Raw genomic sequence first — 13,118 nt, 5'->3', positions numbered from 1 at the left:
GATACAGTAATGCAAGACCGCATAACCAGGTCGATGAAACCTCTTGCACCGCACGGCCGGACCATACAGTTGGGTCAGTCGCGTCGTTTTCGGCCGGTTGGCTGGACGTCTGCTTATCCCGTGCGCCGTGACAAGGCGGCGCTTTCCAGTGGGTGCAAACCCCACCCGGCAACCGCTCCAGCCGGAAGCAACCGGAGCAGCTATGGAGGTGACGAAGTGGCTGAAGCCTTCGGATAGCGTGTCACGATATACGGTGACCGCGCGAGTGTGCAGGCCGTAATGCGAATGAACGCCGAGCAAGCCTCGAAAAGGACGATGCATGGGCCGACCTGACAGGGATATCAGGGAAGGCTGACACGACTGGGGCGAAGTGAGCGAAGCATATCTCCAGTCGCTGTGCCGGGGTAGTGGCGACAGCATGTACACAAGGAAAGCGTACGCAACACGGGAGGCCCCACGACGTGGTCAGGGATGACAAACCGGAGGCCCGCGAGGGACAGGCCGGGCGCCGTGGGGATGCGGAGGGGTTCGTAGTACCGGTGAAGCCGGGTAACGCCGGTGGAGGGAAGGGACCTCAGTTCAAGACGAACGCAAGACGTAGTGAGGGACCTGGGGATTGGGCAACCTATCAACTCCGAAGAGTGTTCAGAAACTGCAGACGGCGTTGCACGCGAAAGCGAAGGCAGAAGCCGGTTACCGCTTCTATGCCCTGTACGACAAGATCAGCCGGGAAGACATCTTGGCCCATGCCTATGCTCAATGCCGCTCCAACAGGGGCGCACCGGGCGTGGACGGTCAGGACTTCGCGGACATCGAAGCGTGCGGGGTGCAGCGGTGGCTTGGCGAACTGGCGCTTGCGCTCAGGCAGGAGACGTATCGACCGGATCCGATCAGAAGAGTGTACATACCGAAGGCCAATGGCAAACTCAGGCCATTGGGCATCTCGACCGTGCGGGATCGGGTCTGCATGACGGCAGCGATGCTGGTGCTGGAACCGATCTTTGAGGCCGATCTTCCACCGGAGCAGTATGCCTACCGTCCCGGGCGAAATGCCCAGCAGGCGGTGGTCGAGGTGGAAGCGCAGCTGTTTCGCGGCCACCCGGAAGTCGTTGACGCCGACCTCGCGGACTACTTCGGGAGCATTCCGCATGCCGACCTTCTCAAGTCGGTAGCGCGCCGGATTGTTGATCGGCGCGTGCTGCATCTGATCAAGATGTGGCTGGAATGCCCCGTGGAAGAAACCGACGATCGAGGAAGGAAGACACGGACGACCGAGGCACGGGACAAGCGGAGAGGCATCCCGCAAGGCTCACCGATCTCACCACTGCTGGCGAACATCTACATGCGCCGGTTTGTGTTGGGATGGAAGATGCTCGGGCTGGAGCAAAGCCTCGGCTCTCGCATCGTGACCTATGCCGACGACCTCGTAATCTTGTGTAGGCGAGGCAAAGCTGAAGAGGCCTTGTCGCGACTGCGCGAAATCATGGGAAAGCTGAAGCTTACGGTCAATGAGGAGAAGACACGAATCTGCAAGGTCCCGGAAGAGGAGTTTGACTTCTTGGGCTACTCGTTCGGGCGGATGTACTCAGCGAGAACCGGCCAGGCGCGCCTGGGATACCGGCCATCGAAGAAGAGCATCAAGCGCATGGTGCAAACCATTCATGCGCTGACGGGCCGAACGGGGACATGGCAAGAAACTACAGAGCTGGTGGGTAAGTTGAACCGCACGTTGCGCGGATGGGCGAACTACTTCAGTGTAGGCACCGTCAACAAGGCGTACCGAGCGATCGACAACTACACCGCGGTGCGGTTGCGCCGGTGGTTGCGTTCCAAGCACAAGGTCAGGCGACGCAAGGGCGGGACTTATCCACTCTCGCACCTCTACGGGCACTTCGGGCTCGTACGCCTAACTGCGCTTGGTCGCGACGTGCCGTGGGTGAAGGCTTGAAGTCTTGTCCGAGAGCCGGATGCGGGAAATCTGCCTGTCCGGTTCGATGAGCGGGATGTGGAAACGGAGCCAAGGGTGAACTACTAAGGCACCGCCAGACGAAAGAGGCGGCCAACAGATATGTTCAGCCTACCGCCACCGCGCCACATCTCGACTCTACCCGATAGCGGCGGAATAGCAGACATCCATCAACCGCCGCTTGGGGCCAATTTCGGAAGTCGGTCTCTCATTCGATCACCTCGTCGGCGCGGGCAAAAGCGGCGGCACGTCGAGGCCGAGCGCCTTCGCCACGATCAGGTTAACCAGGAGGTCGAACTTGGTCGGCTGCTCGACCGGAAGATCGGCAGGCTTCGCCCCCGCAAAAATCTTGTCGATTAAGTCGTCGGCGCGCCGCCGAAGTCGATGAAGGCCAGCGTGCCGACGCGGGTCGAGAATTCGATTCCTATTTTTCGTAGCCGACGTACCAGATGCCGATTACCTTGCCCGATGCGTCCTTGATCGGGTCATAACCGGTCACGTACGGTTTGCCGAGGATGTCGACTTCGCCGTAGAAAGCCTCACCTTTGTTGACATTCACTATCGCTTTTCCCTTAGGGTCCAGGATGGTCCCAAGCGCCCGGCCCTGTACGCTGCCCGGCACGTTGGTGGATACGCGGACATAATCATCACCAGACTTTACGAAAAGCGTAGCCGTGCCGCCGGCCTCAGCCTTGACCTTGTCGACAATCGTGAAGTCGTTGTTCACCTTGGTTGAGCCAAAATACAAGCCCGGGGTCGTCTTGTCGGCTGTCTTATCGGTTCCCTCGGCCTTGGGCGCGCCCAATTTCGCCGTCTCTTCCTTCAATATCGCCATGGCCTTCGCGACTTTTGGGTCCGTTTGCGCGTTCCCGGGACTCGTCATGAGCGTGGACGTTGCGACGAAGCAACCAGCGGCCAGGAGACCAACAAGAAAGCTCTTGCGATTCATGTGAGTGGGCTCCTCTATGAGAGACGTTGCGAATATCACAGTCTGCGAAGGGCAATTTTGATGCAAATCAACGGGGCCGAAGCGTCGGGCCGATCAGCTCGAAGGTACGACGCCGGCAATGAACTCAAGGCCCTTCAAGACGGCGTATGAGCTTCAGGACATGATCGTCAAACAATCGAAGGCCCTTCACGGTCCGTGGCCTGCCGGAATGACACTGTTCGTATTTGACGATGCCTATGGATGGACCGCGAGCATTAGCCGACCGGTTTCAGAGGGAGATAACTTCTATCGCACCTGCACGCTTGATCTGATCACAAGGCTCAGGGCCAGATACGATCTCGACGCATCTCGCCTGTCTGAGCCGGGTGATACATTATTTGCGTCGTCATCAAACCCAAGGAGATCGACATGGCCAAAGGCCAGCAAAGAAGCAATCGGGAAGCCAAGAAACCTAAAAAAGAGAAGATCAAGGTAATTGCCGCTGCGCCAAGCCAAAAGGCCGCAGCATGGCAGCCGACCCTCGCTTCCGGCAAAAAGAAATAGAACTGCTCGCGTAATCTGACGCGCTGCCAAAACCCATCTGATCGGTCCGAAACCAGCGGGTGGTGAATGCTGCGCGATCCTCATTGTACAAATACACCGCTCCGCTTCGTGGACGCCAAAAAAAGAAGTGCGATAGGTACGAAAGACCGTTTCGAGCCACCCCGGCATCAATGTCCGCTTTGAGTCGATATTTTTGAAAGGCGCTAGCGCGATTGAGATCTCATCGAGCTTTCGTTCGCATGTTCTATCGCCCTAGCTCGACGTGTGATCTCCACAACGTCGTTTGGGCCATGTCCGGTTATCGAGTATTTCCAGAAATGCGGGCCTGCCTTAAATGGCATCGCTTGCGCCACGATCTCCGAAGATTTCGCAAATTCTTAGCAAGTTCAGATACTATTCCCGTCGGTCTTCCTTGTTTGGAATACGACCGTTCCGTGATCCGAGCCAATTATGACCCCTTAATCCTTCGTCAACGAGCACCTGCAACGACATCATGACGATCTTCATCGTCCGGCATATTACAACATATCTGTACAAGCGCGCGATAAGGCTCGGCCGGCATCAATTGATGGCACGCCCGAGGGACAGTTTTGATCAACGACTGATCAATTTTTCGCTCGATGTAACGCCCAAGCCCTCAGAGGTGAGATGGCTTCACGATGTCTTCGGGAACTGCGTTGCGCACGTCGATTTTGACTGTCTGAGCGATCACTTGCGATTCGAGTGTATCATCAAGCTCGATCACACTCCGGAGAACGCCCCGGACTTTAGAATTGAAGACTACGCGAAAGACCATCCATTCGCGTATCATGAGGATGAAGCGTCTGACCTGGCACCGTATGTTCAAAGATGGTTCTCCGACCCGGAAGATCATATCGGCCGATGGCTGAACACGTTTCTCACGCGCGGAACGAGACGCCCGACGGGCCAGGTCTTGATGACGCTCAACGAAGCAATCTCGGATGGATTCGCGTATGACCGCCGCACGGCGCCGGGAACTCAAAGTCCTTCTACAACACTTGAACTCAGGAAAGGCACCTGTCGGGACTTTGCCGTTCTGATGATTGAAGCCGCACGCACTTTGGGTTTTGCCGCGCGCTTCATCACCGGCTACATCTACGTGCCGGATCGCGACGGACCGACCTGGCTGGGAGGGGGAGCCACCCATGCCTGGTGCCAGATTTACGTCCCCGGTTCCGGCTGGGTCGAGTTCGATCCGACCAATGGGATCGTCGGAAACCGAGATCTGATCCGCGTTGCGGTGGCCAGGGTCCCGAGCCAGGCCATCCCCTTGTTCGGCACGTATTGGGGGGATCGCGAGGATGAGCTTGGGATGAATGTGGAAGTCAACGTCAAAACAGCGTCGGCTTTTTAGATTAGTAGGTATTGCTCAACGAAATGGCAGGAACCCAAACACCGCCAGCGCGTCGGGATTTGCGCGTATTTGCGCTCACAAGTGTGTTAGCATACACGAGATCGAAGCAATGGAGCCGATCTAATCGACTTTGGAGGACGCTGAGTGAGAATCCGGGTCGGCTATGAGATGATCTATGACTTTCCGCAGCCCACCCCCATGATCATGGTCTTAGGCACTCATTTTAGCCGGGCATCAGATGTGATCGTGCCCGATTATCTGACCACCGACCCCTCAGTTTTGATCTCCCCATACCGCGATGGCTTCGGCAATTGGTGCAGCCGTATCGTTGCTCCAACCGGTCAAATGCGCCTGGCGGCTGATGGTATCGTTCGCGACACTGGTCAGCCGGACGTCATTGTGCCCTCGGCTTCGCAACACGCGGTCGAGGACTTGCCAGCAGAGACGATCGTGTATCTTCTTGGCAGTCGCTACTGCGAGACTGATCGGCTTTCCGATGTTGCATGGAAGCTGTTTGAGCAGACAACGCCAGGTTGGGCGCGAGTCCAGGCGATTTGCGATTTCGTTCACAACCACATCGCGTTCGGTTACGAGCACGCGCGCGCGACCATGACGGCGTGGGAAGTGTTCAACGAGCGCAAAGGCGTCTGCCGCGACTACGCGCACCTTGCCATCTCGTTCTGCCGCTGCATGAACATTCCAGCGCGATATTGCACCGGCTATCTCGGTGACATCGGCATGCCGCCGCCGTACGCCGCCGGGGATTTTGCCGGCTGGTTCGAGGCCTACATCGGCGGCCGCTGGTACACCTTCGACGCGCGCAATAACATGCCGCGGATCGGCCGCGTGCTGATCGCCCAAGGTCGTGATGCCGCAGACGTTCCAATTACCCAGACGTTCGGGCCAAACACACTTGTCAGCTTTAAAGTTTGGACCGATGAGCTCGTGTAAATGGTCGGGGTTGTGGCAACCTCGTCCATTTTGGATTATGAATCGCCAGAGAGCATGTCCGCACTGACGAAGGTGCCTTACTAGTTTCTGAAAGTCTCTGCGGTGAACCGGAGCAGATAGAGCGACCAGCCTGTGCTGGAGGGCAATAGGGTGCACTGCATCACAGCGTAGCGGCCGTAAACTTTAAAGGTAGACACATGTCATATGCCTATAAGCTGAATGAAGACGTTTGCCACCAGCCCCAAGGGCCGCAAGGACGTGCCGCGACTGATCCACCAATGATGTACACCATCGTTCAACTTATGCCCATCGAGGCAGATGGACGTCTTAGATACCGCATCAAGAGCAAGTCGGAGAATATCGAGCGAGTCGTTACGGAAGATCAGCTTTCGTATTCTCAGTGATTTAGCGCGCTCGGTGACAGTGGGAGTCTAGTCGTGCTGAATGATCGAGAAAATATCCTGAGCGCGCTCCGCGAAAAGCCCACTCAAAGTCTACGAAATCATGAAACGCGCCAACGTCGTGAATGAGGAAGCTTGCCAATCTCTCCTATTGAAAATGCGAGACGAAGGCTTGGTGAAGTTCGATATCCACAAAGGGCGATGGCTCATCGGATGTTGAGCGAAATTGCAGCGTCCGTCCGGCGCTGATCAGGGGAGCCGCGCTTTCCTACCTGCGCACCAAGCTGGACTTGCGCCCCGACTGATTCCAATCCAGCTTGCCGTTTGGCATGCACTCGCAGGGCCTCCGAAATGTTCACAAGTCCGCTACTCACGCGCACTCAAGTGGAGCTGATGCAAATCGACACCGTCGCAAAAAGAAGGCCGCGTAAGCGGCTAGCCAGTTCTCCTTATCTTGAGGAGTCGGCGTAGCCGGCGTTCTCGAAGGATGAGGCCCGCAGCCGACTCTCGTCCCTCAAGAAGTCGCGCAGTCGGGCGGTCTTTGGGATGTGACCAGTTGAAAACGGAGATCATTATGTCAGCCAAAGAAGTTAAATTCGGCGTTGATGCCCGCGACAGGATGCTGCGCGGCGTCGACATTCTCAACAACGCCGTCAAGGTGACGCTCGGCCCCAAGGGCCGCAACGTCGTGCTCGATAAATCCTTCGGCGCGCCTCGCATCACCAAGGACGGCGTCACCGTCGCCAAGGAAATCGAGCTTGAGGACAAGTTCGAGAACATGGGCGCTCAGATGGTGCGCGAAGTGGCCTCTAAGGCGGCCGATGCGGCCGGCGACGGCACCACCACCGCGACTGTGCTGGCCGCGGCCATCGTGCGGGAGGGCGCCAAGTCGGTTGCCGCCGGCATGAACCCGATGGACCTGAAGCGCGGCATCGATCTGGCTGTGGACGCCGTGGTCGCCGACCTCGTAAAGAACTCCAAGAAGGTCACCTCGAACGAGGAGATCGCCCAGGTCGGTACCATCTCGGCCAACGGCGATGCGGAAATCGGCAAGTTCATTGCCGACGCCATGAAGAAGGTCGGCAACGAGGGCGTCATCACGGCTGAGGAAGCCAAGTCGCTCGAGACCGAGCTGGAGGTCGTCGAGGGCATGCAGTTCGACCGCGGCTATAACTCACCCTACTTCGTCACCAACGCCGACAAGATGCGTGTTGAGTTCGACGATGCCTACTTCCTGATCAACGAGAAGAAGCTCTCCTCCTTGAACGAACTGCTGCCGCTGCTCGAAGCCGTGGTGCAGACCGGCAAGCCGCTGGTAATCATCGCGGAAGACGTCGAAGGCGAAGCGCTTGCGACCCTGGTCGTCAACCGCCTGCGCGGCGGGTTGAAGGTCGCGGCCGTCAAGGCGCCGGGCTTCGGCGATCGCCGCAAGGCCATGCTGCAGGACATCGCGATCCTGACCGGTGGCCAGGCGATCTCGGAAGACCTCGGCATCAAGCTCGAGAACGTCACGCTCAACATGCTCGGTCGCGCCAAGAAGGTGATGATTGACAAGGAAAACACCACGATCGTCAACGGCGCCGGCAAGAAGGCCGACATCGAGGCGCGGGTCAATCAGATCAAAGCGCAGATCGAGGAGACCACCTCGGACTACGACCGCGAGAAGCTGCAGGAGCGTCTGGCCAAGCTCGCGGGCGGCGTCGCGGTGATCCGCGTCGGTGGCGCGACTGAAGTCGAGGTGAGGGAGCGTAAGGATCGCGTGGATGACGCGATGCATGCGACCCGTGCGGCGGTGGAAGAAGGCATCGTGCCGGGCGGCGGCGTTGCGCTGCTGCGTGCCTCCGAGCATCTCAAGGGGCTGCGCACCAAGAACGACGACCAGAAGACCGGCGTCGACATCGTGCGCAAGGCGCTATCCGCGCCGACCCGCCAGATCGCGATCAATGCGGGCGAGGACGGCTCGGTGATCGTCGGCAAGATCCTCGAGAAAGATCAGTACTCCTACGGCTTCGACTCCCAGATCGGCGAGTACGGCAACCTCGTCTCCAAGGGCATCATCGACCCGACCAAGGTGGTTCGCGTGGCGATCCAGAACGCGGCCTCGGTCGCGGCTCTCTTGATTACCACCGAAGCCATGGTGGCCGAAGTTCCGAAGAAGAACGCAGGCGGCGGCATGCCTCCGGGCGGTGGCGGCATGGACTTCTAAGTCCAACCGTTCAGCAAGCTCAAAAGAAAGAAAGGGCCTGGCAGTGATGCCGGGCCTTTCTGCATTAGCTTAGCTACACGTCCAACTCGGCGACGATAGCTGCACGGAGATGACCGCTCTCCAGGGATCAAGGTCATTCGCGCCAGTTTAACGATCTCAGACTCACTTCCGCTTTCCGCGATCGAACACTACTGCTCTAGTGTGAATCCAACTCGCAAAGTGACCTGGTAATGTCGGACAGACCCATTTTCGATATGGCCTCTCGTTTGCACGACTTCGAACCATTTCATCTCGCGAATGGTCTTTGATGCGCGGGTGATGGCATTTTGAATAGCATCTTCGATACTTTTTTCGGAAGATCCTACGAGTTCTAGAATCTTATAAACGTGATTCTTCATTTCGGTTGCTGGAGAACCTCCGCTGGTGAGCCAGGTGGTTGTTTGGGGCTCGCAGGCGCCACGCTGGGAAGTGTGCGGGTCGGGCGCCGATCATTGGGTTTCTTGACGGGGGCGGCAATCAATCCTTCTCGGATAGCCTGTTTCCGCGCCAGCTTGCGAGCACGGCGAATGGCTTCGGACTTTTCGCGTGCCGCTTTTTCCGAGGGCTTCTCATAAAACCTCGCCCGCTTCATTTCTCTGAACACGCCTTCGCGTTGCAATTTCTTTTTCAGAAATCGAAGCGCCTGCTCGACATTATTGTCGCGAACCAAGACTTGCATTCGTCAGAACTCCTATATTCACTGCATCCTCTTGAAGAGGCGCAGCCCATTCGATTTGGGAATTTCTGCTGGAGATCGATCCTGAGCGACGTGATCAGACCCGCAGGTTTGCCGCGCTGCTCTTGCCGCGCTTCCTGGCGACTTGGATCTGTAAGAAATCTTCTGCCCCTCAGCCAAGCCCGAGAGGCAAGCGCACTCGACTGCGCCGATTATGTACGAAAACGTCTTGGCCGCCATCATCCGGCGCGATGAAGCCGAACCCGTTGAACCACTTCACCGAGGCGGCGTCAATCCACTGTGAAGCCAGCGTATAGTTTCGGAATTGAGCGGGTCTGCGGGAGCTTGCGCCTCGTACATCGCTCGGCATCTGGTGCACTTCAAAGTCCGGCGCTCGAAGCCCGGTCTTCCCGCTACAACCCGCAGAACATCCATCTTGGCTTCGCACATCGGACAAGAAGGCCGCAGCGTCTCGCGAGGCGACAGCTTGTTCGTAAGTTGCGCGTCGGGCATGAGGCACTCCCTTTTTGCGAGGCGGGGTGTCACCGATCGATGCCTTGATGTCACTACGCGGCCGCGGCGCGGCGCATGACTACACAACTCGGCAACGTCAGTCGTGACTTTCTCAAGATCGTAAGGCTTCTCCCATCGCCGCACATGCTGGAAGCGGTCGGGGATGTTCTCGGTGCCGTACCCAGTCGTCATGGTTACGAGGCAGGTCGAACAGATCGTTCAGTTCGCTCCGGGCGGGACCTGGTTGGCGACGACCTAGACAAGTTCAGAATTGCAGCTTGATACCACGTGACTTCACGCAAGTAAGACCTGGTTCTCGGGATGATAGGGAGAGGTGCTAAAGGTGACCCGTAACGGCCAACTTAGGAGAGCTAATCGTATCAAGTTAGCACTCGCGGAGGGTAGATCTGCGTGGGGGATCGGCGTGCAGACCAACTCTCCCGAGGTCGTGGAGATGGCTGCATCTGCTGGTTACGACTTCGTCTATCTCGACTGTGAGCACGGCTCGTTTGGATTCGACGGTCTTGTTCCGCTGATAAGGGCAGCCGAGGCGGCCGGTACAACGCCGATCGTCAGAGTCCCTGATCATGCTCTGAGCTTCATCATGAGAGTGCTTGATGCCGGCGCGATGGGCGTCATCGTGCCTAACATCAAGAGTGCCGCTGAAGCGCGAGCGGCCGTATCAGCCGCTAAGTATCTGGATGGGTCAAACGACGGATCACGTGGTGCATGTCCCGGAACGAGAGCGACCTGGCATCAAGTCGCGGATTGGCAACAATTTTCGGTCGCCAGCAACGCGGATACAACAGTGTGGCTTCTGTTGGAGTCCGTCGAAGCTCTGAAGTCGGCAGGTGAGATCGCGGCAGTGCCCGGAGTCGATGCGATTATGCTTGGGCCGTTCGATCTCGCGCACGCCTTGGGGCTTCCCGGGCGAACTGCACATGAGGCGGTCACTGAGGCGTGCCGTGGCATAGCAACACACGCCAGATCAAATGGCGTCGACGTCGTATGGACCATGTTCGGTTCGAACGCTTCGCCCCAAAAGTCAGATCTGATCAGGTCAATGGACTCCAAGATTGTTGTCGCGGGCACGGATCGCCGAATCCTTATGAACTCGCTCCGGGAGCGCTTGCCGGCCGTCGGCGACGCTCGATAAGCGGAGAGGTAAACGCTATGGATCAAATAGGGCGCTGTCGCGATGCAAATGGCAGACGTCGCGATTTTAAGGAGCGGCTCGCCAAGCCGGGTACGATCGTCGCCCCCGGCGCCTACGATGCGCTGAGTGCGAAGCTGGTGGAGAACGAGGGGTTCGAAGCCGTCTATCTGGGAAGCTATGCAACGTCGGCAGCCCGACTTGCTTCGCCGGACGTAGGATTGGTGACCTTGGAGGAAATGATATCGCACGCATCGACCATCGTTCGCGCGGTGAACGTGCCAGTCGTATGCGATGCGGAGGCAGGGTGGTTCAATTCGGCAAATATTTGGAAGACGGTGGAATCATTCGAGGCAATCGGTGTCTGCGCAATCCACATAGAAGACCATGAGTTCGGCAAACACGCCCCCGTCGCTCCGCGGATGACGCCCTTGGTGGAGGCTGCGGCGCGTATCCGCGCGGCGGTCGAAGCGCGCGCCGATCCGAACTTCCTCATCATAGCCAGGACAGATGCCCTATGGATATCCGGTAGCATGACGGAGGTTGTGGATCGCCTTAAGGCTTATGCTGACGCCGGAGCCGATCTCGTGATGCCGACTCGTGTTTCGCCCGAGCAGGTGCAACACATTCGTGAGCGCGTCTCAGTTCCGATCGTGATCACCGACAAGCCTGGGGTCTCTCTGGCGGCGGAGCGCGAAGCCGGCGCCAAAATGGTGCTCTATTACGGTCTTGCACTGTACGCGGCGTTTTCGGGGGTGCGCAGAGCTCTGAGCGACTTCGCGGAGCGCCAGGATGCCGACGCGATCCCTAATCTCAGATCCGTGATTCCTGACATCGAATCGATGCTCGACTACGGATCTTTCGCTGAACGCGCTCGTCGATATGGGCTGACGTAAGAGCTGGAACTGAAAACATGAATGTTGCTAAAGCCGTCGACGTGATTGTAGTCGGTTCCGGCGCCGCTGGTTTGGTCTCGGCGGTGTTTGCCTCGTTGTCGGGAAGCTCTGTTGCCATTCTGGAAGCCGGGGATGTGCCGGGAGGCACGACAGGTTGGTCGGATGGCGCTTTCTGGGTGCCGAACAATCATTTCCTAAGAGCCAAGGGGTTGGACGATCCGCGAGATGACGCTCTGCGTTTCATGGCCTCCACAGCATTTCCCAGCGAGTACGTCGCTGAGGACGCATATCTCGGTGTTGGTCGGCGTTGCTATACGGTTTTGGCGGCCCTCTACGAAAAGGGCGGGCATGTCTTCGAGACACTGCAGAAGTTGGGCGCTTTGGTAACCAAGCACGCCAATAGAACGGACATGATCGATCACTCTCTGCTGAACAAGCGCTCACGAGGGAGGGTCATGGTCGTCATGAGGCCCGACGGCCAACGTGGATTCGGCGAGGATATTGTCGAACAATTCCGGAGCTACCTTGATCGACAAGGCGTACCGTTGCTTCTTAGTCACCGAGTCGTGGAACTGCAGCGCGATCGGACGGGTCGAGTCGATGGTGTGGTTGCACGCACGCCGTCCGCAGAAGTGCGCATCTTAGCCAGGTAAGGTGTTGTTTTCGCGAGCGGAGGTTTCGTGCACGATCACGAGCTTCTGCGCTCCTTCCACCAGGCTGCTCCATTCGCAGGAACCGCTACTCCGACGAATCGAGGAGACTTCATCAGAATTAGTGCGAAGGTCGGGGCGGCCTTGGGTAAGATGGCTCATGGTTGGCGCTCCCAGATTGTTCTAGAACAGGCGCTCGAGGAGGGAATTGCTCCGAGCCACGTCCTTCAACCCTCCGGCGTTCCGCGTCACTACTGGCAGTCTCCGGGCGACAGCTGCATGGTTGTCAACAAGAAGGGACATCGCGTCGTCAACGAGAAGCGTGCTGGTCACGAGGTGTCATTGGCGCACTACCAATGGGATGCGGTGGAGTCGGAATTTACAAATCGGCTCCTCTTCATGATTTACGATCGCCGGGCCCGGGATGTGTTCGCTGGAAACTATGCACTCCCCCATCCGAGAGAGACGGCCGGTTACATTATCGAAGCTGCCACGATCGCTGATCTGGCGATAAAGATCCAGGGAAGGCTAGAGAACCTCAGGAGTAGGATCGGGGATATTCGTCTGGCTGACAATTTTGCAGATGCTCTCTCTCGCGAGATCGAGCTCTTTGAAACCGAGGCGTTAAGCGGCGTTGATACCCGTTTCGCGCGTGGGCACAATGTTTTCGATACAGAATTGCACCGCGAAGTCTTCTCGATTGCCCGAACGGATACAAACTGGCCTGTGTGTACCGAAAACCTCATCCGAGTGTGATACCGCGTTGGAATCGCCTAAGCTGGCGCGATGATCGGGCTGTT

At 57.8% G+C, this 13,118-nt stretch carries 10 protein-coding genes and 2 pseudogenes; 8 read left to right on the top strand and 4 right to left on the bottom strand.

Annotated elements, in window-relative coordinates:
* Positions 1-616 precede the first annotated feature (616 nt).
* Positions 617-1,948 carry a group II intron reverse transcriptase/maturase gene (gene ltrA, locus Q2941_RS47890; RefSeq protein WP_458196998.1) on the top strand — a complete coding sequence of 444 codons (1,332 nt, stop codon included), beginning with the start codon at positions 617-619 and terminating at the stop codon, positions 1,946-1,948.
* A gap of 442 nt (positions 1,949-2,390) precedes the next feature.
* Here the strand turns inward: ltrA and Q2941_RS47885 are convergent, their stop codons facing one another.
* A complete protein-coding gene (locus Q2941_RS47885) occupies positions 2,391-2,915 on the bottom strand; it encodes a Cache 3/Cache 2 fusion domain-containing protein (RefSeq protein ID WP_458196997.1) in 525 nt (174 codons plus the stop codon).
* Positions 2,916-3,323: 408 nt separating this feature from the next.
* Here Q2941_RS47885 and Q2941_RS47880 point away from each other — a divergent pair, with 408 nt between their 5' ends.
* The 4 genes from Q2941_RS47880 to groL all read left to right on the top strand — a co-directional run bounded on the left by Q2941_RS47880 (position 3,324) and on the right by groL (position 8,391).
* Positions 3,324-3,458, top strand: a complete 135-nt coding sequence (locus tag Q2941_RS47880; RefSeq protein WP_458196996.1) for a hypothetical protein — start codon at positions 3,324-3,326, stop codon at positions 3,456-3,458.
* A gap of 493 nt (positions 3,459-3,951) precedes the next feature.
* Positions 3,952-4,833 (top strand): transglutaminase family protein, encoded by an 882-nt coding sequence (locus Q2941_RS47875; RefSeq protein WP_458196995.1) that lies wholly within the window; start codon positions 3,952-3,954, stop codon positions 4,831-4,833.
* A gap of 144 nt (positions 4,834-4,977) precedes the next feature.
* Positions 4,978-5,784 carry a transglutaminase-like domain-containing protein gene (locus tag Q2941_RS47870; protein WP_458196994.1) on the top strand — a complete coding sequence of 269 codons (807 nt, stop codon included), beginning with the start codon at positions 4,978-4,980 and terminating at the stop codon, positions 5,782-5,784.
* A 975-nt stretch (positions 5,785-6,759) separates the two neighbouring features.
* The gene (gene groL / locus Q2941_RS47865; RefSeq protein WP_458196993.1) at positions 6,760-8,391 is read left to right on the top strand and encodes a chaperonin GroEL; all 1,632 of its coding nucleotides are present in this window, start codon (positions 6,760-6,762) and stop codon (positions 8,389-8,391) included.
* Between the two features lie 188 nt (positions 8,392-8,579).
* Here the strand turns inward: groL and Q2941_RS47860 are convergent, their stop codons facing one another.
* The 3 genes and pseudogenes from Q2941_RS47860 to Q2941_RS47850 all read right to left on the bottom strand — a co-directional run bounded on the left by Q2941_RS47860 (position 8,580) and on the right by Q2941_RS47850 (position 9,401).
* The gene (locus Q2941_RS47860; protein WP_458196992.1) at positions 8,580-8,789 is read right to left on the bottom strand and encodes a dodecin; all 210 of its coding nucleotides are present in this window, start codon (positions 8,787-8,789) and stop codon (positions 8,580-8,582) included.
* A complete protein-coding gene (gene rpsU / locus Q2941_RS47855; RefSeq protein ID WP_458196991.1) occupies positions 8,786-9,109 on the bottom strand; it encodes a 30S ribosomal protein S21 in 324 nt (107 codons plus the stop codon). Before rpsU ends, Q2941_RS47860 begins: the two co-directional genes overlap by 4 nt.
* A 94-nt stretch (positions 9,110-9,203) precedes the next feature.
* Positions 9,204-9,401: pseudogene (locus tag Q2941_RS47850) on the bottom strand (cold-shock protein).
* Between the two features lie 642 nt (positions 9,402-10,043).
* On the opposite strand from Q2941_RS47850, the gene Q2941_RS47845 reads away from it, so the two are divergent.
* The 3 genes and pseudogenes from Q2941_RS47845 (at position 10,044) to Q2941_RS47835 (ending at position 13,074) form a co-directional block, all read left to right on the top strand.
* A complete protein-coding gene (locus tag Q2941_RS47845) occupies positions 10,044-10,775 on the top strand; it encodes an HpcH/HpaI aldolase family protein (protein WP_458196990.1) in 732 nt (243 codons plus the stop codon).
* Positions 10,776-10,792: 17 nt separating this feature from the next.
* Entirely contained in the window at positions 10,793-11,668 is an 876-nt protein-coding gene (locus tag Q2941_RS47840; RefSeq protein WP_458196989.1) for an isocitrate lyase/PEP mutase family protein, read from the top strand.
* Between the two features lie 17 nt (positions 11,669-11,685).
* Positions 11,686-13,074 (top strand): annotated as a pseudogene (locus Q2941_RS47835) (FAD-dependent oxidoreductase).
* Positions 13,075-13,118 lie beyond the last annotated feature (44 nt).

It is taken from the genome of Bradyrhizobium sp. UFLA05-153, assembly GCF_054185185.1.
The sequence above is the reverse complement of the archived record's forward strand: the minus strand, read 5'-3'. Positions and strand labels throughout refer to the sequence as shown.

Bases quoted from the DNA above. Each gene is read 5' to 3' on its own strand.
- Q2941_RS47875 (WP_458196995.1), top strand. From the start codon at position 3,952: ATGACGATCTTCATCGTCCGGCATATTACAACATATCTGTACAAGCGC.
- Q2941_RS47885 (WP_458196997.1), bottom strand. From the start codon at position 2,915: ATGAATCGCAAGAGCTTTCTTGTTGGTCTCCTGGCCGCTGGTTGCTTC.
- rpsU (WP_458196991.1), bottom strand. From the start codon at position 9,109: ATGCAAGTCTTGGTTCGCGACAATAATGTCGAGCAGGCGCTTCGATTT.
- Q2941_RS47880 (WP_458196996.1), top strand. From the start codon at position 3,324: ATGGCCAAAGGCCAGCAAAGAAGCAATCGGGAAGCCAAGAAACCTAAA.
- groL (WP_458196993.1), top strand. From the start codon at position 6,760: ATGTCAGCCAAAGAAGTTAAATTCGGCGTTGATGCCCGCGACAGGATG.
- Q2941_RS47840 (WP_458196989.1), top strand. From the start codon at position 10,793: ATGGATCAAATAGGGCGCTGTCGCGATGCAAATGGCAGACGTCGCGAT.
- Q2941_RS47860 (WP_458196992.1), bottom strand. From the start codon at position 8,789: ATGAAGAATCACGTTTATAAGATTCTAGAACTCGTAGGATCTTCCGAA.